General features: G+C 67.4%; 30 protein-coding genes. 18 read left to right on the plus strand and 12 right to left on the minus strand.

Annotation, left to right across the window (positions count from 1 at the left end):
• From tuf to FOZ76_RS18030, 5 genes are all read left to right on the plus strand, one after another.
• A partial coding sequence (gene tuf / locus FOZ76_RS18010) for an elongation factor Tu (protein WP_143949677.1) occupies positions 1-1,179 on the plus strand: 1,179 nt, incomplete at its 5' end.
• Positions 1,180-1,266: 87 nt separating this feature from the next.
• Positions 1,267-1,578 (plus strand): 30S ribosomal protein S10, encoded by a 312-nt coding sequence (rpsJ, locus tag FOZ76_RS18015; protein WP_143949678.1) that lies wholly within the window; start codon positions 1,267-1,269, stop codon positions 1,576-1,578.
• A 185-nt stretch (positions 1,579-1,763) separates the two neighbouring features.
• The gene (locus FOZ76_RS18020) at positions 1,764-2,426 is read left to right on the plus strand and encodes an AzlC family ABC transporter permease (protein ID WP_170235522.1); all 663 of its coding nucleotides are present in this window, start codon (positions 1,764-1,766) and stop codon (positions 2,424-2,426) included.
• Complete coding sequence (locus FOZ76_RS18025) at positions 2,423-2,749, plus strand: AzlD domain-containing protein (protein ID WP_143949680.1); 327 nt, start codon at positions 2,423-2,425, stop codon at positions 2,747-2,749. Before FOZ76_RS18020 ends, FOZ76_RS18025 begins: the two co-directional genes overlap by 4 nt.
• A 63-nt stretch (positions 2,750-2,812) precedes the next feature.
• Positions 2,813-3,307, plus strand: a complete 495-nt coding sequence (locus FOZ76_RS18030) for a GFA family protein (RefSeq protein WP_143949681.1) — start codon at positions 2,813-2,815, stop codon at positions 3,305-3,307.
• A 44-nt stretch (positions 3,308-3,351) separates the two neighbouring features.
• Here FOZ76_RS18030 and FOZ76_RS18035 read toward each other — a convergent pair whose 3' ends face one another.
• From FOZ76_RS18035 to FOZ76_RS18090, 12 genes are all read right to left on the minus strand, one after another.
• Positions 3,352-4,353 carry a UDP-glucuronic acid decarboxylase family protein gene (locus tag FOZ76_RS18035; protein WP_143949682.1) on the minus strand — a complete coding sequence of 334 codons (1,002 nt, stop codon included), beginning with the start codon at positions 4,351-4,353 and terminating at the stop codon, positions 3,352-3,354.
• On the minus strand, positions 4,350-5,501 hold the full coding sequence (locus FOZ76_RS18040; RefSeq protein WP_143949683.1) for a glycosyltransferase family 4 protein: 1,152 nt from the start codon (positions 5,499-5,501) through the stop codon (positions 4,350-4,352). Before FOZ76_RS18040 ends, FOZ76_RS18035 begins: the two co-directional genes overlap by 4 nt.
• Positions 5,494-6,603, minus strand: a complete 1,110-nt coding sequence (locus FOZ76_RS18045; RefSeq protein ID WP_246129608.1) for a glycosyltransferase family 9 protein — start codon at positions 6,601-6,603, stop codon at positions 5,494-5,496. Before FOZ76_RS18045 ends, FOZ76_RS18040 begins: the two co-directional genes overlap by 8 nt.
• Positions 6,600-7,682, minus strand: a complete 1,083-nt coding sequence (locus FOZ76_RS18050; RefSeq protein ID WP_143949684.1) for a glycosyltransferase family 2 protein — start codon at positions 7,680-7,682, stop codon at positions 6,600-6,602. The genes FOZ76_RS18045 and FOZ76_RS18050 overlap by 4 nt, the downstream gene beginning before the upstream one ends.
• Complete coding sequence (locus FOZ76_RS18055; RefSeq protein ID WP_143949685.1) at positions 7,679-9,415, minus strand: carbamoyltransferase family protein; 1,737 nt, start codon at positions 9,413-9,415, stop codon at positions 7,679-7,681. The genes FOZ76_RS18050 and FOZ76_RS18055 overlap by 4 nt, the downstream gene beginning before the upstream one ends.
• A 41-nt stretch (positions 9,416-9,456) precedes the next feature.
• Entirely contained in the window at positions 9,457-10,557 is a 1,101-nt protein-coding gene (locus FOZ76_RS18060; RefSeq protein WP_143949686.1) for a glycosyltransferase family 9 protein, read from the minus strand.
• Positions 10,554-11,174: a D-glycero-alpha-D-manno-heptose-1,7-bisphosphate 7-phosphatase gene (locus FOZ76_RS18065; RefSeq protein WP_246129610.1), complete on the minus strand. Its 621-nt coding sequence runs from the start codon at positions 11,172-11,174 to the stop codon at positions 10,554-10,556. The genes FOZ76_RS18060 and FOZ76_RS18065 overlap by 4 nt, the downstream gene beginning before the upstream one ends.
• Complete coding sequence (locus FOZ76_RS18070; protein WP_143949687.1) at positions 11,165-11,896, minus strand: SDR family oxidoreductase; 732 nt, start codon at positions 11,894-11,896, stop codon at positions 11,165-11,167. Before FOZ76_RS18070 ends, FOZ76_RS18065 begins: the two co-directional genes overlap by 10 nt.
• A gap of 92 nt (positions 11,897-11,988) precedes the next feature.
• The gene (locus FOZ76_RS18075) at positions 11,989-13,338 is read right to left on the minus strand and encodes a glycosyltransferase (RefSeq protein WP_143949688.1); all 1,350 of its coding nucleotides are present in this window, start codon (positions 13,336-13,338) and stop codon (positions 11,989-11,991) included.
• Between the two features lie 131 nt (positions 13,339-13,469).
• Positions 13,470-13,985 carry a hypothetical protein gene (locus FOZ76_RS18080; RefSeq protein WP_143949783.1) on the minus strand — a complete coding sequence of 172 codons (516 nt, stop codon included), beginning with the start codon at positions 13,983-13,985 and terminating at the stop codon, positions 13,470-13,472.
• Between the two features lie 90 nt (positions 13,986-14,075).
• Complete coding sequence (locus tag FOZ76_RS18085; RefSeq protein WP_143949689.1) at positions 14,076-14,939, minus strand: glycosyltransferase family 2 protein; 864 nt, start codon at positions 14,937-14,939, stop codon at positions 14,076-14,078.
• Complete coding sequence (locus tag FOZ76_RS18090; protein WP_170235523.1) at positions 14,936-15,667, minus strand: PIG-L deacetylase family protein; 732 nt, start codon at positions 15,665-15,667, stop codon at positions 14,936-14,938. Before FOZ76_RS18090 ends, FOZ76_RS18085 begins: the two co-directional genes overlap by 4 nt.
• Positions 15,668-16,116: 449 nt before the next feature.
• On the opposite strand from FOZ76_RS18090, the gene rplC reads away from it, so the two are divergent.
• The 13 genes from rplC (at position 16,117) to rplE (ending at position 22,702) form a co-directional block, all read left to right on the plus strand.
• Positions 16,117-16,803 (plus strand): 50S ribosomal protein L3, encoded by a 687-nt coding sequence (gene rplC / locus FOZ76_RS18095; protein WP_170235524.1) that lies wholly within the window; start codon positions 16,117-16,119, stop codon positions 16,801-16,803.
• On the plus strand, positions 16,804-17,436 hold the full coding sequence (gene rplD, locus FOZ76_RS18100; protein ID WP_143949692.1) for a 50S ribosomal protein L4: 633 nt from the start codon (positions 16,804-16,806) through the stop codon (positions 17,434-17,436). It begins immediately after the preceding gene.
• 20 nt (positions 17,437-17,456) lie between these two features.
• A complete protein-coding gene (gene rplW, locus FOZ76_RS18105; RefSeq protein ID WP_143949784.1) occupies positions 17,457-17,756 on the plus strand; it encodes a 50S ribosomal protein L23 in 300 nt (99 codons plus the stop codon).
• Entirely contained in the window at positions 17,757-18,584 is an 828-nt protein-coding gene (rplB, locus tag FOZ76_RS18110) for a 50S ribosomal protein L2 (protein ID WP_143949693.1), read from the plus strand.
• A 10-nt stretch (positions 18,585-18,594) separates the two neighbouring features.
• A complete protein-coding gene (gene rpsS, locus FOZ76_RS18115) occupies positions 18,595-18,870 on the plus strand; it encodes a 30S ribosomal protein S19 (RefSeq protein WP_143949694.1) in 276 nt (91 codons plus the stop codon).
• 5 nt (positions 18,871-18,875) lie between these two features.
• The gene (rplV, locus tag FOZ76_RS18120) at positions 18,876-19,217 is read left to right on the plus strand and encodes a 50S ribosomal protein L22 (protein ID WP_143949695.1); all 342 of its coding nucleotides are present in this window, start codon (positions 18,876-18,878) and stop codon (positions 19,215-19,217) included.
• Between the two features lie 9 nt (positions 19,218-19,226).
• Positions 19,227-20,030 carry a 30S ribosomal protein S3 gene (gene rpsC, locus FOZ76_RS18125; protein WP_143949696.1) on the plus strand — a complete coding sequence of 268 codons (804 nt, stop codon included), beginning with the start codon at positions 19,227-19,229 and terminating at the stop codon, positions 20,028-20,030.
• Positions 20,031-20,032: 2 nt separating this feature from the next.
• Positions 20,033-20,449 carry a 50S ribosomal protein L16 gene (gene rplP, locus FOZ76_RS18130; protein WP_143949697.1) on the plus strand — a complete coding sequence of 139 codons (417 nt, stop codon included), beginning with the start codon at positions 20,033-20,035 and terminating at the stop codon, positions 20,447-20,449.
• Between the two features lie 13 nt (positions 20,450-20,462).
• Complete coding sequence (gene rpmC / locus FOZ76_RS18135; protein ID WP_143949698.1) at positions 20,463-20,660, plus strand: 50S ribosomal protein L29; 198 nt, start codon at positions 20,463-20,465, stop codon at positions 20,658-20,660.
• Positions 20,657-20,944, plus strand: coding sequence for a 30S ribosomal protein S17 (gene rpsQ / locus FOZ76_RS18140; RefSeq protein ID WP_143949699.1), 288 nt, complete (start codon positions 20,657-20,659; stop codon positions 20,942-20,944). The genes rpmC and rpsQ overlap by 4 nt, the downstream gene beginning before the upstream one ends.
• A 507-nt stretch (positions 20,945-21,451) precedes the next feature.
• Positions 21,452-21,820: a 50S ribosomal protein L14 gene (rplN, locus tag FOZ76_RS18145; protein WP_143949700.1), complete on the plus strand. Its 369-nt coding sequence runs from the start codon at positions 21,452-21,454 to the stop codon at positions 21,818-21,820.
• Between the two features lie 9 nt (positions 21,821-21,829).
• Positions 21,830-22,150, plus strand: a complete 321-nt coding sequence (gene rplX / locus FOZ76_RS18150) for a 50S ribosomal protein L24 (RefSeq protein WP_143949701.1) — start codon at positions 21,830-21,832, stop codon at positions 22,148-22,150.
• A 12-nt stretch (positions 22,151-22,162) separates the two neighbouring features.
• The gene (rplE, locus tag FOZ76_RS18155; RefSeq protein WP_143949702.1) at positions 22,163-22,702 is read left to right on the plus strand and encodes a 50S ribosomal protein L5; all 540 of its coding nucleotides are present in this window, start codon (positions 22,163-22,165) and stop codon (positions 22,700-22,702) included.
• Positions 22,703-22,708: the final 6 nt, after the last annotated feature.

A 22,708-nucleotide genomic window follows, 5' to 3' on the forward strand; every position in this document is an offset into this window, starting at 1 on the left:
AAGTTTGAACGTACCAAGCCGCACGTGAACGTCGGCACGATCGGTCACGTCGATCACGGCAAGACCACGTTGACGGCAGCGATCACGACGGTTCTGTCGAAGGCATTCGGCGGCGAAGCCAAGGGCTACGACCAGATCGACGCGGCGCCCGAAGAAAAGGCGCGCGGCATCACGATCAACACCGCGCACGTCGAGTACGAAACGCAGAACCGTCACTACGCCCACGTCGACTGCCCGGGCCACGCTGACTACGTCAAGAACATGATCACGGGCGCCGCGCAGATGGACGGCGCGATCCTGGTGGTGTCGGCCGCTGACGGCCCGATGCCGCAGACGCGCGAGCACATCCTGCTCTCGCGCCAGGTGGGTGTTCCGTACATCATCGTGTTTCTGAACAAGGCTGACCTGGTCGACGACGAAGAGCTGCTCGAGCTGGTCGAGATGGAAGTTCGCGAGCTGCTGTCCAAGTACGACTTTCCGGGCGACGACACCCCGATCGTCAAGGGTTCGGCCCGTCTGGCGCTCGAAGGCGACGAAGGCCCGCTGGGCAAGCAAGCGATCATGCAACTGGCCGAAGCCCTGGACACGTACATCCCGACGCCCGAGCGCGCCGTGGACGGCACGTTCCTGATGCCCGTCGAAGACGTGTTCTCGATCTCGGGCCGCGGCACCGTGGTGACCGGGCGTATCGAGCGCGGCGTGGTCAAGGTCGGCGAGGAAATCGAAATCGTCGGCATCAAGCCCACGGTCAAGACCACCTGCACCGGCGTGGAAATGTTCCGCAAGCTGCTGGACCAGGGCCAGGCGGGCGACAACGTCGGCATCCTGCTGCGCGGCACCAAGCGCGAAGACGTCGAGCGCGGCCAGGTGCTGTGCAAGCCCGGTTCGATCAAGCCGCACACGAACTTCACGGCCGAGGTGTACATCCTGTCCAAGGAAGAAGGCGGGCGCCACACCCCGTTCTTCCAGGGCTATCGTCCGCAGTTCTACTTCCGTACGACGGACGTGACCGGCTCGATCGAACTGCCCAAGGACAAGGAAATGGTCCTGCCCGGTGACAACGTCTCGATCACCGTGCAACTGATCGCCCCGATCGCCATGGAAGAAGGCCTGCGCTTCGCCATCCGCGAAGGCGGCCGTACCGTCGGCGCCGGTGTCGTCGCGACGATCATCGCGTAATTCGTGACGCCAAGGCCGCAGCCGGCTACAATTGCCGGTTGCGGCCTCGCCGCACTGCGCTAACCGCTTCGTTCTTTAGGAATATCCATGAAAAAGCAGAAGATCCGCATCCGTCTGAAGGCGTTTGACTACAAGCTCATCGACCAGTCGGCTACGGAAATCGTCGACACCGCCAAGCGCACCGGCGCCGTGGTTCGTGGCCCCGTCCCGCTGCCCACGCGCATTCGCCGTTACGACGTTCTGCGTTCGCCGCACGTCAACAAGACGTCGCGTGACCAGTTCGAGATCCGTACGCACCAGCGCCTGATGGATATCGTCGACCCCACCGACAAGACCGTGGACGCCCTGATGCGCCTCGACCTGCCGGCTGGCGTGGACGTGGAAATCGCACTGCAATAATCCCGGAATCCGCGCGTTTCGCGCGTGTTCCCGACGGCGGGCCCGGCGTAAGCGGGGCCCGCCGTTTTTCATGGCGATGCCGGCACATGTCGTACAGGGCAGGTGCACGGCCCGGCGCGTGGCTACGGTCCCTCATGTCTCGTTTGCATCCTGAATCCCTTCCCGACGTCCGCTGGCGTACGGCCTTGACGGCTAGCCTGCCGGTCGGCCTGGGCTACCTGCCCACTGGCTTTGCGTTCGGCGTGCTCGCCGTGCAGGCTGGCCTGCCCCTGTGGCTAGCCATGCTCCTGAGTGTGTTCGTGTATGCCGGAGCGCTGCAGTTCGCCGCGATTCCGATGCTCGCCAGTGGTGCGGGTCTGGCTGCGCTGGCCACCACCGCGTTCCTGGTGAACTTGCGTCATCTGTTGTATGCGCTGCCACTGCTGCGCTCGCTGCCGCGGGCGCGCGCCGCCCGCGCCTATGCGCTCGCCGCGCTCACGGACGAAACCTACTCGCTCGTGACGGCCATGCCCGCGGAACGGCGCGCCGCCATGCTGCTGCCCGTGGCTGCCGCCAACCAGGCCTGGTGGGTGGCCGGAACGCTGGGCGGCGCGTGGCTGGGCCCGACCGTGGCCGCCTACGTTCCCAATCTGCAGTTCGCCTTGCCCTGTCTCTTCCTGATCCTCGCGATCGAGCAATATCGCGCATATCGGCGTTGGCAGCCAGCAGTGGTTGCCCTCGTCTGCCTGCTCGGCGCACGCTGGGCGCTGCCGCCGGCGCACGTGCTGGCGGGCGCCCTGTTGTCCGCGCTGGCGTGGCTGGGCGTACAGGCATGGCATGACGCACGGCGCGCCCGGAGCGACGCATGAGCCAGGTCTCCTACTGGATTCTGGGCGTTGCAGTGATGGGGGCCATCACGTTCTCGCTGCGGGCGTTCCCGCTCATCGCGTACCGCTGGCTCGCCCACAGCCGTCTGATCGAAGCCCTGAATCGGCGCCTGCCGCTGTGCGTCATGGTCGTGCTGCTGCTCCATTCGCTGGAGGGCAGCCCTGCGCAGCCCGGCATGCTGGCCTCGGAATTGCTGAGCCTGGCGATCGTGGCCGTCGTCTACCTGCGGCTGCGCAATCCGTTGATCGGCGTTGTCGTCGGCGTGGCCGTGCTGAATCTGACGCAGGCGGTCCTGGGCGGCTGAGGCCGGCCCGTGCACGAGGCGCACGCGCTGAATGGGCAACGCCCCCATGCGAAGAGGTGTGCCATGCTGCTAGAGGGTTCCTGCCATTGCGGCGCTGTGCGGTTCCGGGTGGAATCGCACGAGCCCGTGCCATTCATGCGCTGCTACTGTTCGATCTGCCGCAAGACGGCCGGCGCGGGCGGCTTCGCGATCAACCTGGGCGCGGACAATCGCACGCTGGACGTCGAGGGCCGCGAGCACCTCTCGGTCTACCGTGCGTGCATGCCCACGAAGGGCGGTGGCATGGAGCGCAGTTCCGGCCACCGGCATTTCTGCCGCCAGTGCGGCAGCCAGCTCTGGCTGTGGGACCCGCAGTGGCCGGACTTGGTGCATCCGCACGCGTCGGCCATCGACACGCCGCTGCCCGTACCGCCGGAGCACACGCACATGATGCTGGGCTCGCGCGCCAACTGGGCCGTCCCTCAGCCCAATGCCGGCGACCGCATGTTCGACGAATATCCGGACGAATCGCTTGCGCAATGGCACCGTCGCCAGGGTTTCTCCGGCGCGTCCGACTAGGGCCCCGTTGACTGACGTACACGAGGCCATTGCATCGAGAGGCCCTAATGCAGATGTCCGGCCGAGGCGGTGGCGTCGGCGGGCAGAGCCCGATCGGGGAAATGGCGTTCCTGGAAGTAGGCGATGGTACGGCGCAGGCCGGTATCCAGAGCGGTGGTTGGCCGCCATCCCAGATGCTCCTGGGCAAGTGAAATGTCGGGACAACGCCGCGCCGGGTCGTCCGAAGGCGAGGGGCGATGTTCGATCGCCGATCGGGAGCCCGACAGCGCCACGATGCGTTGCGCGATTTCCAGCATGGTGAGCTCCTGCGGATTGCCCAGGTTGAGCGGGCCGGCGAAATCCGGCGGGGTCTGCATGAGCCGGATGAGGCCCTCCATCATGTCGTCGACATAGCAGAAAGCGCGCGTCTGCAAACCATCGCCATACACCGTCAGCGGGGCATCGGCGAGCGCCTGCATGATGAAGTTCGACACCACCCGGCCATCGTCCGGATGCATGTGCGGGCCATAGGTGTTGAAGATGCGGGCGACCTTGATCGGCAAACCGTATTGGCGCCGATAATCGAAGAACAGTGTTTCGGCGCAGCGTTTGCCCTCGTCGTAGCACGAGCGCAGGCCGACCGGGTTGACGTGTCCCCAGTGGGTTTCGCGCTGGGGGTGCTCGGTCGGGTCGCCATAGACTTCGCTGGTCGACGCCTGCAGAATGCGCGCCTTGACGCGCTTGGCGAGGCCGAGCATGTTGATCGCCCCGTGCACACAGGTCTTGGTCGTCTGCACCGGGTCGTACTGGTAGTGCACCGGCGAGGCCGGGCACGCGAGGTTGTAGATCTCGTCGACCTCGACGTACAAGGGGAAGGTGATGTCGTGGCGCAGGAGCTCGAAGCGGGGGTGGCCGAGCAGCCGCGCGATGTTCGCCTTGCTGCCGGTGTAGAAGTTGTCGACGCACAGGACGTCGTGCCCGGCCTGCAGCAGCCGTGCGCACAGATGCGAGCCCAGGAAGCCGGCCCCGCCGGTCACGAGAACGCGCTTGCTGTCTCTTTCCTTCATGCTTGTCTCCTTGTCGGCAGGTCCTGCCGGGGCGGGGCGCTGGTGGCATGCGCAAGATCGGGCTGCGCCAGGCTCGTGCCGTGCGTCGCGGCGTCGAGCACGGCTTGCCAGTCGGCCACGAAACGTTCGATGCCGAAGCGCTCGCGCGCATGGCGCCTGGCGTTCGCGCCCCATTCGGCGGCCAGCTCGCGGTCTGCCGCCAACTGACGCATGACCTGGACGAGGCGGGCGACGTCCGTGTCGACGTAGCCCGTCTCGTGGTTGCGAACGACCGTGGCGAGTTCCGTCGTTGCCAGGCCGACGATGGGCAGGCCCACATGCATGGCTTCGATCACGGCCAGGCCCAGGCTGGTATAGCGAATCGGATTGAAGAAGTACCGATAGCCGGCCATGAAGCCGGGCAGGGCGAGATTGGCGATCTCGCCGAGGCCGCCGCTGGCCTGGGCATCCATGCCGACCAGGTCCAGCGCCACGTCGCGCCGGACCCGGGCATAGATGTCCGCCCCCAGGCGGCGGCCGCGGCGCTCCAGGTGGTTGACCACGACGATGCCGCGGTCTTTCTCGCCCGTGTAGCGCACGTCGTCCGGCACGATCACGCCGTGCTCGACCACCTGCACGGGCGTGATGCCGCTGTCCCACATCAACGCGTTGAACGGCGTGACGTGCACCAGGATGCCGTCGGGTTCCTGGAACCAATGGCATTGGTTGGTCGGGTGCTCCTGCGGCGGGTCGTGTTCCAGGTAGATGCGCGGCAGCTTGCGCTGCTCGGGCGTGAGCAATTCGTACTGGTCGCGGTCGTAGTGCACGCGCGACTGGAACAGGATGCAGTCGAAGCGTTCGTGCGCCAGGGCGTCGCCGGCGACCGTATGCACGTTGCCGCCCCAGGGCAGTGCGTCGCCCGGCGCAGCGTAGCCGGGCGGGTTGCCGGGCCGCACCACGACGGCAATATCGTGCGGCAATTGCGACAGGTAATACAGGTAGTTGCCGTGCACGTGCCAGGTCAGGATGCGCAGCCGCCGCCGCGAGGCGCCGGCGTGGGCGAGGCCGGGCCCCGCAGCGCTAGGCGTGGGTTGCCGAACGGGTCGCGGCAACCCCGGCGCTGCCTCGCCGTTGCGGGCATGCGATGAGTCGGGCGGGGTATCAGGCATGGCGTCGTTCTCCGTGGCCGAGTTGCAGCAGCGCCGCGTGCGCTACGGTGCCGGGGTCCACCGCGCTCGCGCAGGGGTGCCCAGGGTAGGGACAGGCGGCGTGGGCGCACGGCCGGCAGGGCAGGTCGTGCCACAGCACGCGGTGGCGCTGCCGGTCCAGCGGTGCCCAGCGGTGCACGTCGCTGCCGGAGGCGATCACCACGCTCGGCGTGCGCATCGCGGCGGCCACGTGCGACATGCCGGTGTCGTTGCAGACCACCAGGGCACAGCGCTGGACCAGGGCGGCAAGGCCGCCCAGGCTGGTGCGTCCGGTCAGGTCATGGGCCGGAACGCCAAGGCGGTGCTTCAGTTCGCCCGTGATGAGGGCTTCGTCGGGGCTGCCGGTGATCGCGAGCTGGTAGCCTGCCCGGGCCAGCCGCCGTCCGACTGCCGCAAAGCGTGCCGGCGCCCAGCGGCGCGAAGCGAGCCGGGCGCCCGGGTGCAACAGCACCGTCCGCGAGGGCGTCAGCCCGCAGGTTTCGAGCAGCGCATCGCATTCAGCCGTGTCTTCCGGTTCCAGCGGGATGTGCAGGCCCGTGTCGGCGACAGCGATTCCCAAATGCTCCATCAATGCGGTGTAGCGCAGCACCTCCGGCAACTCGTCGGGCCAGGCCAGGAAATCCGGCGACGGCGGTGAGGTTCCCTGAGGCACGAAGCCGGCCGTGCGCCGCGCCGCCAGCGCCGGCAGTACGCGGTTGGTGATCCGGCCGTCGCCGTGCAACTGGATGGCCAGATCGAAGCGCGCGGCCCGTGCGCGGCGCGTGAACTCTCCCCAACCGTCGGCGTCGGGCGCCTGCTCGGGCATGCCCGGCAAGCCGGGGAAAGGCAGGAGCGCGTCCAGCTCGCCATGAAAGCGCTGCACGATCGAGGCCGCTCCCGGCAGGCCGACCAGCGTAATGTGCGCTGCGGGCGCGGCACGCCGCAAGGCGCGCAGGGCCGGCATGGCGCACAGCATGTCGCCCAGTTGCAAGGCGCGGAACACGGCGATGCGCGCGGGTGGCGGCTGCCACGGCGCTGGCGCCGTGGTCGGCGTCTCTGCCTGAGGGCCGCCGGGCGCGTTCACAGGAACCTCGTGCGGAACTGCCAGGCGCCGCGCAGCCGCCAGTACACCGACAGCGGCGGTATGAGCGCCGACGTGGCGAGCATCTCGAGCACGTGCGCGGGCGCATGGGAGGTGCCTTTCAGGCGTCCGGCGCAAAAGTGCAGCGTGAGCAGCGTCCACAGCGCCATCGCCATGCCGGCGAGGCGCCAGGCGCCCGTCAGGGCGGCGCCCGCCGCCAGCAGCAGGCTGGCGACGATCAGGAAATAGTTCCATGGCGGGCGCGGCCGGATGCGCGCGCGGTACTGCGCAGGCCATTTCTTGTACAGAAGCGCATCGAAGAGCACCTTGCGCTGCTGGCGCAGGCTGACGCCGGGCGCGGCCGGGCGCACGGGGTGGACCACCAGGGCGCGCGGTTCCCTGGCGATGCGGTACCCGCGTGCGAGCAGGGCGAACTGCAGATCGGAATCCTCCCGCCATGCCATGCGGAAGCGCTCGTCGAAGCCGCCGACTTCTTCCAGCGCGCGGCGGGTCACGAAGCAGTTGGCGGTGACGAACTCGGCTGTTGTCAGGCCGCTCTCGTTGCGTTCGTAGTCCGTCGGAGGATCGCCGATCGGCATCGAGACGCCTCCCGCAACGGCGGCTGCGCCGCCGGACAAGGCTGCCAGCCCCGCTTCCAGCCATTGCGCAGCGGGTACCGTATCGTCGTCGGTGAACGCGACCACCGGCGCCCGCGCCTGTTCCCAGCCGCGATTGCGCGCGCCCGCGGGCCCTTGGCTCGCCGTGACGGGTACGTACCGCAGCGCCGGGCCCGTCGGGCTGGCGAGCCGCTCGAGTACGGCCAGGACGCTGCGGTCCGGGCCGTCGTCGGCCACCACCACCTCGTAGCAGTGTGCGGGCAAGGTCTGGCACAGCACGGCCCGCAGGCAGCGTTCGAGCATGTCGGCACGCCGGTAGGTCGGGATCACGACGCAGACGCGCAGGCCCGACGACGCCGGCGCCGCGTTGGCAGCGACGGGGCTTCCGGCGTCGGACGCTTGCACGAGCGTTGCCCGCACGTCGTACTCCGGAACGGCGGTGGGCCGCAGAGGAAGGCTCGTCATCGCCGCTTCTCCAGCAGGAACGAGCCGATGGCCAACACGTCGAGCGGCGAGGTCCAGAAGCATTCGATCGAGTCGCGCGGCGTGCATACCACCGGTTCGCCGCGGGTATTGAACGACGTGTTGACCAGCACGGGCACGCCGGTGCGGCGATAAAAGGCGGCGAGCAGCTCGTAGTAGAGCGGGTGCTGGTCGCGCCGCACCGTCTGCACCCGCGCGGTGCCGTCGACATGCCGAACGGCCGGGATGCGTGCAGCCTTGTCGTCGAGGACGTCGAACACGAAGAGCATGAAGGGCGCCACGATCTCGCCGGGGCGCACGGCCGCGAACCATTCGTGCGCGTGCTCCTGCATCACGGCCGGCGCGACGGGGCGGAAGTCCTCGCGGTCCTTGATGTCGTTCAGGCGGGCCTGCATGTCGGGATCGATCGGCGAGGCCAGGATCGAGCGCGCGCCCAGCGCGCGCGGGCCGAATTCCATGCGGCCCTGGTGCCATCCGACGATCTCGCCGCGTGCGAGCCGCTCCGCGACTTCCTCGGCCACGTTCTCCATCCGGCGGTATGGCAGCTTGGCGCGATCGAGAAAGGCGCGGATTTCGTCGTCGTCCTGCGCCGGGCCGAGATAGGCGTGATGCATGACCCAGCGCGCCGCAGGGCGCGGCGCCAGCTCGCGGTCCAGCCACAAGGCTGCGCCGAGGGCCGTGCCGGCGTCACCCGCGGCCGGCTGCACCCAGACGTCCTCGAAGGGGCCGTCGCGCAGCACGCGGGCATTGAGCACGCAGTTCAGCGCGACGCCGCCCGCCATGCACAGATGCCGCGCGCCGCTCGCCGCATGCAGCCAGCGCACCATGCCGGCCACGGTCTCTTCCAGCACCTTCTGCAGCGAGTGCGCGATGTCGTAGTGACGTTGTTCGAGGGGCCCGCCGCGCGCGCGTGGCGCGCCGAAGCGGCGCACGAGCTCGGGGGCGGCCACCGTGTAGCCGCCTTCGCCGTCGGCGCGCAGGATCTGCCTGAATTCGTCCAGGTACCGCGGCTCTCCGTAGGAAGCGAGCGCCATCACCTTGTATTCGTCCGACGAGCGCAGAAAGCCCAGGTAGTCGGTCACTTCTTCATAAAGCAGGCCGAGCGAGTGCGGCAGGTCCACCTGCTTGAGCCGCTGATAGCGGCCGTCGCGGAACACGCCGTAGCTGGTGGTCGCGATTTCGCCGCGGCCGTCCATCGTCAGCACGGCGGCTTCGTCGAAGGGGGCGGACAGGTAGGCGCTCGCCTCGTGCGCGAGATGGTGCTCGACGAAGCGCCAGCGCGCCTGCACGTGCGCCGTGTCCACGCCCTTGAAGCGCGCCTGCAGATGGTGCGGCGCGCCGCTGGCGAGCTGGCGCGGGGCGTTCGCGATGTATGACAGGAACAGGGGGTCCCACGGCGACGCGCTGCGCGTGGGCCCGCGCTGCGCGGAGGGCTCCAGCGGCAGCGTGATGTCGGCGCCGTGCCGGGCCTCGGGAAGCAGCCAGGGGTCGAACGCGTAGGCGATGTGATCGACGTCGGCCAGCCGCAGGCCGGCCTCGGCCAGGCAATAGTCGATGGCATGGAAAGGGAGCTGCCACGTGGTGAACGGCAGCGGCCGCTTGCCATGCTTGATGTGCGTGAAGCGCTCTTCCTCGGCGGCGGCGATCACCTGCCCGTCGCGCACAAGGGCTGCCGAACAGTCATGGTAGGCAGCGTTGATTCCCAGCGTATGCATCGTGGTTGGCTCCGCGTTCGTTGTGGGGCAGCGGGGGCTGCTCAGGCGGCCCGGGACGCGGCGTCCGGCCCCGCTCTCGCAGGCTCCGCGAGCAGGGCGATGGCTGCTTCCAGGACGGCTGCGGGCGGCACGCCGCGCAGGCAGGCGTTGTGGCCTTCGGGACAGATGCTGCGGTGACAGAAGCGGCAGGGCACGTCGTGATAGAGCACCCGGCTGGCCACCCGCCAGGGCGTGTGCTGGGGATTGGTCAGTGCATACAGATCGACGACCGGCGTGCCGGTCGCCGCGGCGACGTGCACCGGGCCGCTGTTGTTCGACACCAGCACCCCGGCCGCCTCCACCAGCGCGGCGAACTCGGCCAACGGCAGTTCGCCGGCCAGGTTGATGCCGCGGCCGGCCAGCCGGCAGACTTCGTCGGCCAGCGCGCGCTCGCCGGCGCTGCCCGTGACGAACAGCGGCGTGCCGTCGTCCGGCAGGCCCGCCATCGCGGCGGCGAACGCCTGCGCGGGGTAGCGCCTCGAGGGCGCGGTCGCGCCGGGATGGACCAGCACCCAGCCGCCGCCGGACGTCACGCCGTGGCGCGCCAGCCGCAACGTCAAGGCCGCACGCGCCGCGGGCGGCACCGACAAGCGCATGCGCTCGTCGGCGATGCGGGCGCCGACGCACGCCACGAGGTCCAACTGGCGCTGCACTTCGTGGCGGCCGTCGTCGAGGTCGCCGCCTTCGCACGCCCAGTCCGTGAGCAACTGGTAGGGGTTCTCGCGGGCATGCGCCAGCACGCGCGGGATACCTGCCAGCCTGCACATCATGGCCGCCGGCAGGGCGCTCTGGCTGTAGGTGGTGAAGATCACCGCTGCATCGAAGCCCTGGGTGCGCAGCCGCTCGATCAAGGAGAGATCGGCATCGACCGGGGTGGCGCGCTCTAGCTTGACCCATGGCGCCTCGTAGGCCAGGATCTCGTCCACTTCCGGCAGCAGCCCGGCGATGGCCGCGCCCGAGGGCGACGCGAGCAGGGTGATGCGGCGGCCGGGCACGGCGGCGCGCAGCGCTCGCACCGCAGGCGAAGTCATGAGCACGTCGCCCATGTTGTCTACACGTATGCACAGCAGCTTGCGCGCGGCGGCCCAGGAAGAATCGTTCATGCATGGCTCCTTGAACGCGCCGCCATCCATTGCGCGACGTAGCTCGCTGCTTCATCGAAGTCGGCGGCCATGTGCTGTGGCACGCGCAGCGCTCCCGGACGCCATTGCGTCTCGTTGCCGTTGTCCAGCAGGACGGTTCGGCAACCGGCTCGCCGCCCCGCCTCGACGTCGTCCAGAATGTCGCCGATGAGCCAACTGCGCGCGAGGCTCAGGCCATGTTCGCGCGCCGCGCGCTCCAGCATGCCGCTATCGGGCTTGCGGCAACGGCATGCACAGGCGAACGGGGCGACCGTACCGTCCGGATGGTGCGGGCAGTAGTAGAACGCGGTCAGTGCGGCGCCGGCGTCTGCGAACATGCGCCGCAGGTGGCTCTGCATGGCTTGCAGTGCGGCCTCCTCGAACAAGCCCAGGGCGAGGCCGGGCTGGTTGCTGACGACTACCAGGGGAACGCCGAGCGCGGCGAGGCGTCGCAGCCCGGACGGCACCCCGGGTGCAAAGCGCATCCGGGCCGGATCGACGTTGTACGGTACGTCTTCGAGCAGCGTGCCGTCCTTGTCCAGAAAGACGGCGCCCGCAGGCTCGCAGCCTGCGTCCTCGGCGGCCGGGTTCATGGCCATGATGTCTCCCGCATGGGCAGCACCATCACTTCGGGGATCACGGTCTCGTCGGGCTGGGTGAGCACGAACCGCACGGCGCGTGCGACATGGGCCGGGTCCTGCAGCAGGCCCGGGTCGATATCCGGAAAGCGATCCAGCAGGAACGGCGTGCGCATGCCGCCTGCCACGACGGCGCTCACCTTGATGCCTTGCGGCCGGAGTTCGGCATGCAGGGCATGGGACAGGCCGAGCAGCCCCCACTTGCTGGCGTGATACACCGAGGCGTTCGGCCATGCGCGCTTGGACGCGGTCGAGGCGATGTTGACGATATGGCCGCGACGCCGGGTGCGCATGTGCGCCGCCGCGTGCTTGGCCACGATGAAGGGCCCCGTCAGGTTGGTGCGCAGCACGCGCTCCCAATCGGCCACGTCGAGCTCGTCTATCGGGACGGTGATGTCGATGGCGGCGTTGTTGATGACCGCGTCCAGCGCCCCGAAGTGCTCGACCGCCTGCGCGATGGCGTTCTGCACGGCGGCGTCGTCGCCCACGTCCAGCGCGAGGGCGAGCGTCTTGCAATCGAGCTGCTCGGCCTGTGCGCGTGCCCTGGCCGCGTCCAGATCGGCAAGCACGAGCCGCGCACCGTCGGCGGCCAGCGTATGGCAGATGGCGGCGCCGAGGCCGCGTCCGGCGCCGGTGACGAGGATGGTGCGATCCTGCAGTTCGGGACAGGCAGAGGGATTCATCGATGGAACTCCTGATGGCCGCCGTCCACCGGCTGGCGGGCGGCAAAGGGTGGCACGCTAGGGCGGGCCGCCGTGCGGCACCGCGGCTCGCCTCAAGGCGAGGCCAGGCCGGGCACGGCTGCAGGGCTGGCGCCGCGCACGCCCACGGCCGGCGGCGACGCGCCCGCGCTCAAGCGGGCGCGGATGGCATGCGCCATGGGACGTTCGGCGGGGGAGGCGCGCTGGCAATCGGCGTAGATTCGCGCCAGTTGCCGCGCCACCAGGCGCCAGGTGAACATGCCGCGTGCGCGCCGCAGGCCGGCCGTGCCCAGCCGTCGACCGAGTTCCGGCCGCGCCGCAAGCAAGGCCAACCGCTGCGCAAGGGCCGCCGGGTCGTTGGGCGGCACCAGAAAGCCCGTGTCGCCGTCGAGCACGCTGTAGCGGATGCCGCCGACGTCCGAGCCCACCACCGGCCTGGCACAGGCCATCGCCTCGACGGGCGTGATGCCGAACGGCTCGTACCATGGCGTGCTGACGAACACGTCGGCCGCGCCGTAGAACGTGGCTAGCTGGTCGCGGTCGCGCCGGCCGACGAACTGCACCGCGTGCGCCAGACCCTCGGCCTGCGCGAGGTGGCGCAGGCGGGCGAGTTCCGGGCTGCGATCCCTGGCGGGGTCGGTGGATTCGCCGCCGACGACATACAGGCGCGCGGCCACACCGTGCGTGCGCCGCAGCAGGGCGAGCGCGCGGATGACGTTGTCCACGCCTTTGCGCGGCACCATGCGGCCAAGCTGCAGGATCGAGAAGGTGGCCGGATCCCAGCCGAGCGCCGCGCGGGCCTGCGCGCGGTCCGTGGGAGCGAACTCGGATGCGTCGAAGCCGCACGGCACGATGTCGATGCGCCTCGGATCGGCGCCATAGTGCTGCACGAGGTCCGCATGGTCGGCCGGGCACTCGGCGATGATGCGATCGGCGCAGCGCACCAGCTCCTCTTCGATCGCGAAGCGGCTGGGCGGAAAGCGATCGGCTTCCCGCTGATGCAGCCGGCGCACGCGGCCCAGGGCGTGGAAGGTAATGACGAGCGGAATGCTCAGTGCGCGACACAGGGGAAGCGCGGCTTTGCCCGACATGAAGAAGTTCGCGTGCACTGCGTCGTAGTGTTGGCGCTGCCGGCGGGCGAAGCCGAGCATGTACTCCGCGAACGCGTCCATGAACGGCAGCATGTCCTCCTTGGGCAGGTAGTGCGGCGGCCCGGCGGGAACGTGGATGACGCGCACGCGGGGATGCCACTGTACGACCTCCGGGAGCGGGCCGTCCCTGCGCGTGAAGACATCCACGCGATGCCCGGAATTGGCGAGATGCCGCGCTACATGCGCGACATAGACGTTCTGTCCTCCGTTGTCCACCGCGCCCGGGCGGGCGAGGGGCGAGGCGTGTTCACTGATGAGGGCTACGCTCGGCATGGTGCATCCTATTCTTTGGCGATGCGTGTGCTGCATGGGTGTGTGAAGAGAGACCTAGCATCAGCCGTACCAAGGCGGGAAAATGTCTAGTCATTAACTGGACAGAAGCGACTCATTCGAATGTCCAGTCATCAACCGGGCAGGAACAGCGCGTCCGAAGCCGCTTTCCGGCCTCTGGCCACTGCCCTCAGGCAATGCGCGACGATGCCCGCGAACGCCTCGTCATACCAGGCGTTCGCGCCGCTCACCGCCACGACGATGCCGTCGAGTTCCGCGCTTCCCCAGAGCGTCGTGTCGCCCGGGGCCAGCAGGTGCGGTGCGCGCGTCTGCACCGCATGCGAGTCCATGCCGGTGCGCCAGTGAACGAGCGCCTTCGCGCGCGCGAATCCTGCGTAGTCGGCGTCCCAGGCACCCTGGTCGCCGAGCGCGTGCTCGTACAGGATGGCGGCTTCAAAAGCATGCTGCTGCGGGCAGGCCAAGGGGTTCATGACGACGATGTACAGGAATCCGCTTTGACCGACGCGTACGTCCTGTATGGCGCGTTCCATGAGCGGAAGCGCCATCTCGACGGCCTCGCGCGCGGCGTGCGGATCGGCAAGGCCGACGACGGGCGCCGCAGGTTGCGGCGCTTGGGATAAAGGCGGCATGCGTACCTCCACGGCAGGGGAAGAGACTGGGCGCATCCGCACGCGGCGTGCGGATGCTGTGCGGGGGGATCGGGAAGGGGTAGCGGGGAATCAGGGAGGGTGCTGAGCGAGTTGCTCATACATGTGCAGGCACCGGGCCGGCAGTACGCGCCGGTGCCGCAGGACATGGGGCATGCCCAGCAGCGCCGCAGCGGCCGTGCGCATGGCCGAGCCGGCATTGCCCGTCTCACGCAGGATGGTTGTGCTGCGCGCGAAGGCGTCGCGCACGGGAAGGCGCAGCCATGCGGTCCAGATGGCGTTGCGGGCCAGCAGACGACGGCGCTGGCCGGCGTCGCGGGCGTTCGAAGGGAAGTGGCGGCTGCGCAGCGTGTCCGCGTAGACGATGTCCCAGCCGAGCGCGACGATGTCCAGCGCCATCAACTGTTCCTCGCCGCCGATGAAAAAGCGTGGCCAGTAGCCGCCCACCGCGCGATAGACCGCGGTACGCATCACGCACGCACCCGCCAGAAAGCCGAGCAGGCGCGGCCCGTGGGCCGTTGTGCCGAGCGGGCTGTGCGTCATCGCCGTACAGGTCGGATCGACGCGGCCGTCCGGGCCGACCAGGACCTGACCGCTGAGCACCGCCACTTGCGGCGCGGCGTCGAGGATGTCGGCGGCGCGTTCGAGCGCGCCGGCCTCCCATTGTGTGTCGTCGTCGCCGAACGCCACATACCGCGTGCGCACGCGGGCGACGCCGAGATTGCGTCCGGCGGCGCCCAGATTGGCCGGCGCGCGCACCAGCTCGACCTCCGGAAACCGGCGGGCGATCGCGTCGACGGTGCCGTCGGTCGAACCGTTGTCCACGACGATCGTCGGCGCGGCGTCGAGCGCGGCCTGCAGATGCTCCAGAGTGGCGAGCACCTCCCGGCGTCGGTTGTAGGTAAGGACCACAGCGCTGATGCGAGGCTCGTTCATGCCGCGTCCAGCCTTTCCAGATGCCAATAACCTTCCGGTGCGGCGGTGTCGCCTGCGTGGCCAGCCAACCCCAGGCCGCGGAGCTGGCTGGCATAGGCCTGTACGGCCTGCGCCTTGAGAGGGGCTCGCGCCGGTTGCGGCGGCAGCGGGGTGGCGCGCACGCCCTCGGACTGCAGTTGGGCCAGCCTGCGCTGCAACAGCCCCGGCTTGCGTCGGTACAGGACGTCCTCGTACGCCCACCATCGCTGCCGTGCCCCGGCGCGGCGCCAGACGCACAGCGCGGCGCGATGCGTGAGGTCGTGATCGGCATGGAACAGGCCCATCGGGATCAGCACCGTGTCCGCTGCGGCGGTGCGCGCGGCGATCGCGCTTTCCAGCGACGCCACGGCGGGCGGATCACCGTACTGGGCATCGAGGAAATCGAGATGACACGCATGCGCGCCCAGCAGGCCCAGCGCCACGATATCCTCGTGGCGGCGGGCGCGCATGGCCTCGGGGCCGCTGGCAAAGCCGCAGGCCTCGTCCCACGGCGGCGGCGGGCCCTCCGGCGGCAGGCCCGCCATCACGGTGACGACGCAGGCGTCATGGCAGCGCGCAAGCAAGGCGCCGCAACCGAGCACTGCGTCATCCAGGTGGGGTGAAATCGCGCAGACGCGGCCCAATGCCGGCTGCGACCCGGGTGGGTCGCGCCCGTCATACGCAGGTTCGCTGGCTGATGGCTCGCTCATGTGGCCTCCGGAACAGGCCGGCATCAGTGCAACCGGTATGCCAAGGCCCGAACCGCGCTTCAGCCGCCAGGGCCTTGCGCTGGTCTGCTGAACCATTGTCATTTATGCAGCCGCTCGACAGGGCGCGCCGGCCGCGGGCCGCGCTCGATGGTGTCCTCGCCGCGTTGCTTGCTTTGTCCCGCCCGGCGTGCTACGATCGCTAGCTTGCCGTTAGTGGCAGTGTTATTAATGGCAAGAGAACGGTAGTAAGAGTGGTAAGACAGTGGTAAGACCCCCATTGGCATGACGCCTTTGCTTTTTTCTTGGCGTCAAATTCCCGCCTTTTCTTGCGTGTGCCGCCTTTGCGTAGGCAGGGCCGTGGCCTTATTGGCGCGGCGCCGCGCGGGGTGTGTACAGATTCTGCAAGTGGTATTAGCCCCGGCCAATCGTAGCCGGGAATGGAGAAAACAATGTCGAATACGACATCCACGCCCGCCGCATTCCGGCTGGGTCTGGTAGGTCGCAAGGTCGGCATGACCCGCATTTTCACCGAGGACGGCGAGTCCATTCCGGTGACCGTGCTGGACGTGTCGGGCAATCGTGTGGCCCAGGTCAAGACCCCGGAAGTCGACGGCTACGCCGCCGTGCAGGTTGCCTATGGCACCCGCCGTGCGTCGCGCGTCACCAAGGCCGAAGTCGGCCATTTCGCCAAGGCCGGCATCGAAACCGGCAGCAACCTCAAGGAATTCCGCCTCTCCGCCGAGAAGGCCGCCGAATTCCAGGCAGGTGCTGATCTGGCCGTGGACAGCGTGTTCAGCGTCGGCCAACTGGTCGACGTCACGGGCACCACGATCGGTAAGGGCTTTGCCGGCACCATCAAGCGCCACAACTTCGGTTCGCAGCGTGCTTCGCACGGCAACTCGCGTTCGCACCGCGTGCCCGGCTCGATCGGCCAGGCACAGGATCCGGGCCGTATCTTCCCGGGCAAGCGCATGGCCGGCCACATGGGTGCCGTCCAGCGTACCGTCCAGAATCTCGACGTCGTGCGTGTCGACGCCGAACGTGGCCTGCTGCTCGTTCGCGGCGCCGTCCCCGGTCATGCCGGTGCGGACATCGTCGTGCGTCCGGCCGTCAAAGCTGCCGTGAAGGGGGCGTAAATGGATATCAAGATCCTCAACGACCAAGGTCAGTCGTCCGCCACCGTCAGCGCCCCGGACACCGTGTTCGGCCGCGAATTCAACGAAGCCCTGGTGCACCAGGTCGTCGTGGCCTATCAGGCCAACGCGCGTGCCGGTAACCGTGCCCAGAAGGATCGTGCCGAAGTCAAGCACTCGACCAAGAAGCCCTGGCGCCAGAAGGGTACGGGCCGCGCCCGTGCCGGTATGACGTCCTCGCCGCTGTGGCGTGGGGGTGGTCGCGCGTTCCCGAACTCGCCCGAAGAGAACTTCAGCCAGAAGGTCAACAAGAAGATGTACCGCGCCGGGATCCGCTCGATCCTGTCGCAACTGGCTCGCGAAGATCGCATCTCGGTGGTCGAGAATTTCGTGCTGGACGCTCCCAAGACCAAGCAAGCCGCTGACAAGCTCAAGGCTTACGGTCTGGGCGACGCCAAGTCGTCGGTCCTCATCATCACCGATGCGTTCGACGAAAACCTTTACCTCGCCACGCGCAACCTGCCGCACGTGGCCGTGATCGAGCCGCGCTACGCCGATCCGCTGTCGTTGATCCACTACAAGAATGTGCTGATCACGCGCCCGGCTATCGCTCAACTCGAGGAGATGCTGGGATGAACGGCCAAGTCAAAGCCAATCTGTCCACCGAGCGCCTGCTGCAGGTCTTGCTCGCGCCGATCGTGACCGAAAAGGCCACCTTCGTCGCCGACAAGAACCAGCAGATCGCGTTCCGTGTCGTGCCCGATGCCACCAAGCCCGAGATCAAGGCCGCCGTTGAACTGCTGTTCAAGGCCGAGGTCGAGTCGGTCCAGGTGCTGAACACCAAGGGCAAACAAAAGCGCTTCGGTCGCTTCATCGGTCGCCGCCGCAACGAGCGCAAGGCCTATGTCTGCCTGAAGGAAGGCCAAGAGATCGACTTCGCGCAGGAGGTCAAGTAAATGCCTGTCGTCAAGCTCAAGCCGACTTCGCCCGGCCGTCGCGCGATGGTGAAGGTGGTTCATCCCCACCTGCACAAGGGCGCGCCCTACGCGCCGCTGCTCGAGAAGCAGATCCAGAACGCCGGTCGCAACAACAACGGCCACATCACCACGCGTCACCGCGGCGGTGGTCACAAGCAGCACTACCGTGTCGTCGATTTCCGCCGCAACAAGGACGGCATCGCCGCCAAGGTCGAGCGCCTGGAATACGATCCGAACCGCACCGCGCACATCGCGCTCGTGTGCTACGCCGATGGCGAGCGCCGCTACATCATCGCTCCGCGCGGCCTGCAGGTCGGCACGACGCTGATGTCCGGCTCGGAAGCCCCGATCCGCGCTGGCAACACGCTGCCGATCCGCAACATCCCGGTCGGTACGACGATCCACTGCGTCGAGATGATCCCCGGCAAGGGTGCCCAGCTCGCGCGTTCGGCCGGCGCTTCGGCGGTCCTGCTGGCTCGCGAAGGCACGTACGCCCAGGTGCGTCTGCGCTCCGGTGAAGTGCGCCGCGTGCACATCGAGTGCCGCGCCACGATCGGTGAAGTCAGCAACGAAGAACACAGCCTGCGTCAGATCGGCAAGGCCGGCGCCACGCGTTGGCGCGGCGTGCGCCCGACCGTTCGCGGTGTGGCCATGAACCCGATCGACCACCCGCACGGTGGTGGTGAAGGCCGTACCGGCGAAGCCCGTGAACCGGTCAGCCCGTGGGGTACTCCCTCCAAGGGCTTCAAGACCCGTCGGAACAAGCGGACGAACAACATGATCGTCCAACGACGCAAGCGCAAGTAAGAGGCGAACCATGTCACGTTCGATCAAGAAGGGCCCCTTTGTCGACGCCTACCTCATCAAGAAGGTCGAGGCGGCCACGGGTGGCCGGGAAAAGAAGCCGATCAAGATCTGGTCGCGCCGCTCCACCATTCTGCCTGAGTTCATCGGGCTTACCTTTGCCGTGCACAACGGCCGTCAGCACGTTCCCGTGTACATCAACGAGAACATGGTCGGCCACAAGTTCGGCGAGTTCGCGCTGACCCGCACGTTCAAGGGTCACGCCGCCGACAAGAAGTCGAAGAGGTAATGGCCATGCAAAAGGGAAATGACACCGCCGCCGTCATCAAGGGCGTGCGCGTCTCCGCGCAGAAGGCTCGCCTCGTGGCCGATCTGGTCCGCGGCAAGCCGGTGGCGCAGGCTCTGAACATCCTTGCTTTCACGCCCAAGAAGTCGGCCGTGATCATCCGCAAGGCTGTCGAGTCGGCGATCGCCAACGCCGAGCACAATGACGGCGCCGATATCGACGAACTGAAGGTCAAGACCATCTACGTCGACAAGGGCGCTTCGATGAAACGCTTCGACGCGCGTGCCAAGGGCCGTGGCGTGAAGATCGAAAAGCAGACTTGCCACATCGTGGTCAAGGTCGGCGCGTAAGGAGCCACGATGGGACAGAAAATTCATCCGACCGGCTTCCGGCTGGCTGTCAGCCGCAACTGGTCCTCGCGCTGGTACGCCGACGACAAGGCCTATGCCGGCATGCTGCTTCAGGACGCACAAGTCCGTGAGTACCTGAAGAAGAAGCTGAAGAACGCCTCCGTTGGCCGCGTGGTCATCGAGCGTCCCGCCAAGAATGCCCGCATCACCATCCACTCGGCTCGTCCGGGCGTGGTGATCGGCAAGAAGGGCGAGGATATCGAGATCCTGAAGGCCGATCTGCAGCGTCTGATGGGCGTGCCCGTGCACGTCAACATCGAAGAAATCCGCAAGCCGGAAGTCGATGCCCAACTGATCGCCGATTCGATCTCCCAGCAGCTCGAAAAGCGCATCATGTTCCGCCGCGCCATGAAGCGCGCCATGCAGAACGCGATGCGTCTGGGTGCCCAAGGCATCAAGATCATGAGCTCGGGCCGTTTGAACGGCATCGAAATCGCGCGTACCGAGTGGTACCGCGAAGGCCGCGTGCCGCTGCATACGCTGCGCGCGAACATCGACTACGGTACGTCCGAAGCGCACACCACCTACGGGATCATCGGGATCAAGGTGTGGGTGTACAAGGGCGATACGCTGGGCAATGCCGAGCTGGCTGCTGCCGCCGAGACCCCGCGCGAAGACGAGCGTCGTCCGCGCCGTGGCCCGCGCAGCGACCGCCCGGGTGGCCGTCCCCCGGCGGGGCGTGGCCGTGGCCCGCGTAAGGATAGTCGGCCGGCAGGTGGCGCAGATGCCCCCGCCGCCAAAGACGGAGAATAAGCATGCTGCAACCAGCACGCAGGAAATACCGCAAAGAGCAGAAGGGCCGTAACACCGGCCTGGCCACGCGCGGCACTCACGTCTCGTTCGGCGAATTCGGTCTGAAGGCCACCGGTCGTGGCCGCCTGACTGCTCGCCAGATCGAAGCGGCGCGTCGTGCGATCAACCGCCACATCAAGCGTGGCGGCCGCATCTGGATCCGCGTCTTCCCGGACAAGCCGATCTCGCAAAAGCCCGCCGAAGTCCGTATGGGTAACGGCAAGGGCAACCCGGAATACTGGGTTGCCGAGATCCAGCCGGGCAAGGTGCTTTACGAAATGGACGGCGTGAACGAAGAGCTGGCCCGCGAGGCGTTCCGCCTGGCTGCGGCCAAGCTGCCGATCTCGACGACCTTCGTGACCCGCCACGTCGGCGCTTGACGGAGGAAAGAACATGAAAGCCAGCGAACTTCGCTCCAAGGATGTTGCTGAGCTCAAGAAAGAGCTCGAAAGCCTGCTGAAGGCCCAGTTCAGCCTGCGCATGCAGGCCGCTACCCAGCAGTTGTCCAACACCAGCCAACTCGGCAATGTTCGCCGCGACATCGCTCGCGTGCGCACCGTGCTGACCCAGAAGGCAGGGGAACAACAATGAGCACTGCTACCGAACAAGCCCAGGCCCCGGCCAAGCGCCAGCGCAAGCTGGTCGGCAAGGTCGTGAGCAACAAGATGGACAAGACCGTGGTCGTGCTGGTCGAGCGCCGCGTCAAGCACCCGCTGCTTGGCAAGGTCATCATGCGCTCGGCCAAGTACAAGGCCCACGACGAGACCAACCAGTACAACGAAGGCGACACGGTCGAGATTGCCGAAGGCCGTCCGATCTCGCGTTCGAAGGCCTGGACGGTGACCCGTCTGGTCGAAGCGGCCCGCATCATCTGATGCTCCGCGGCCGGCGCGCCCGCAAGGGCGAACCGGCCAGGGCGTCCCGGAATCCGGGGCGCCATCTCGGCCTGGCGGGCCAAGGGCACGCCCTCCGCCGAGCCGCTGGATGCAGTACCGACGGCAGCCACGCGCTGCCGTCGTTCTTCCCGGCCCTTGCGTGGGGGTTGCGGCACTGTTGCATATGCGCTATTGCGTGTGGTAGATCAACACGCTAGAATGGCAGACTTTCCAGCGATCTCTATCCAAACAGCGCCCAGCAGGCGATGTTTTTTTACGGTGATTCTGGTGAAGTCGTCAGCCGGCAGGCCCGGAAGTTCTCGGGGCGCTGGCTGTCATTGCTTCAAAGGCTGCTTGAAAAAAGCGCTGTGGTTCCACGCTCTGCGGCAAGGGGCCGCAGGATTTCAACCCAGAGCGGGGCGCAAGCCCGGCTTGACGGGGCCAAAACTGATCGTTTGCCAGGGGCGTTGCGCCGGGCTCGCGGTCAAGTTGGATATAGGTTAAATCATGATTCAAATGCAGACCACGCTGGACGTGGCTGACAACACGGGTGCGCGTGCCGTCATGTGCATCAAGGTGTTGGGCGGGTCCAAGCGTCGCTACGCCGCTATCGGCGACATCATCAAGGTCAGCGTCAAGGACGCAGCTCCGCGCGGCCGCGTGAAAAAGGGCGAGATCTACAACGCCGTCGTCGTGCGCACCGCCAAGGGCGTGCGCCGCAAGGACGGCTCGCTCATCCGTTTTGGCGGCAATGCCGCCGTGCTGCTCAACGCGAAGCTCGAGCCCATCGGCACTCGCATCTTCGGACCGGTCACGCGCGAACTGCGTACCGAGAAGTTCATGAAGATCGTGTCGCTGGCGCCGGAAGTGCTGTAAGGAGCCGCCATGAACAACATCCGTAAAGGCGACGAGGTCATCGTCCTCGCCGGCAAGAATCGCAAGGCCCGTGGCGTCGTCCTCGAGCGCGTCAGCGCCGACTACGTCCTGGTCGAAGGCGTGAACGTTGCCAAGAAGCACGTCAAGCCGAATCCGATGCGCAACGAGACGGGCGGTATCGTGGAAAAGGCCATGCCGATCCACATCTCCAACGTCGCGATCTTCAACCCCGCTACCGGCAAGGGCGACCGCGTCGGCATCAAGGAAGAAGACGGCAAGAAAGTACGCATCTACCGCTCCAATGGCGCTGTCATTGGCGCGAAGGCGTAATGGGGATCTGAAATGGCTCGTTTGCAAGAGTTCTACCGTAACAAGGTCGCTGGCGACCTGACCGAGAAGTTCGGCTACAAGAGCGTGATGCAGGTACCCCGCATCACCAAGGTCACCCTGAACATGGGCGTGTCCGAAGCCGTGGCCGACAAGAAGGTCATCGAGCACGCTGTCGGCGACCTGACCAAGATCGCCGGCCAGAAGCCCGTGATCACCAAGACCCGAAAGGCCATCGCCGGCTTCAAGATCCGGGAAAACTACCCGATCGGCTGCATGGTGACCCTGCGTGGCCAACGCATGTACGAATTCCTCGATCGTCTGATCAACATCGCCCTGCCGCGCGTGCGCGACTTCCGTGGTGTGTCGGGTCGTGCGTTCGACGGCCGTGGCAACTACAACATCGGCGTGAAAGAGCAGATCATCTTCCCGGAAATCGAGTACGACAAGATCGACGCTCTGCGTGGGATGAACATCAGCATCACCACGACCGCCAAGACCGACGAAGAAGCCCGCGCGCTGCTTGCCGCGTTCAGCTTCCCGTTCCGTAACTAAGGGGTG

The organism is Verticiella sediminum (genome assembly GCF_007558815.1).
Lineage (GTDB): Bacteria > Pseudomonadota > Gammaproteobacteria > Burkholderiales > Burkholderiaceae_B > Verticiella > Verticiella sediminum.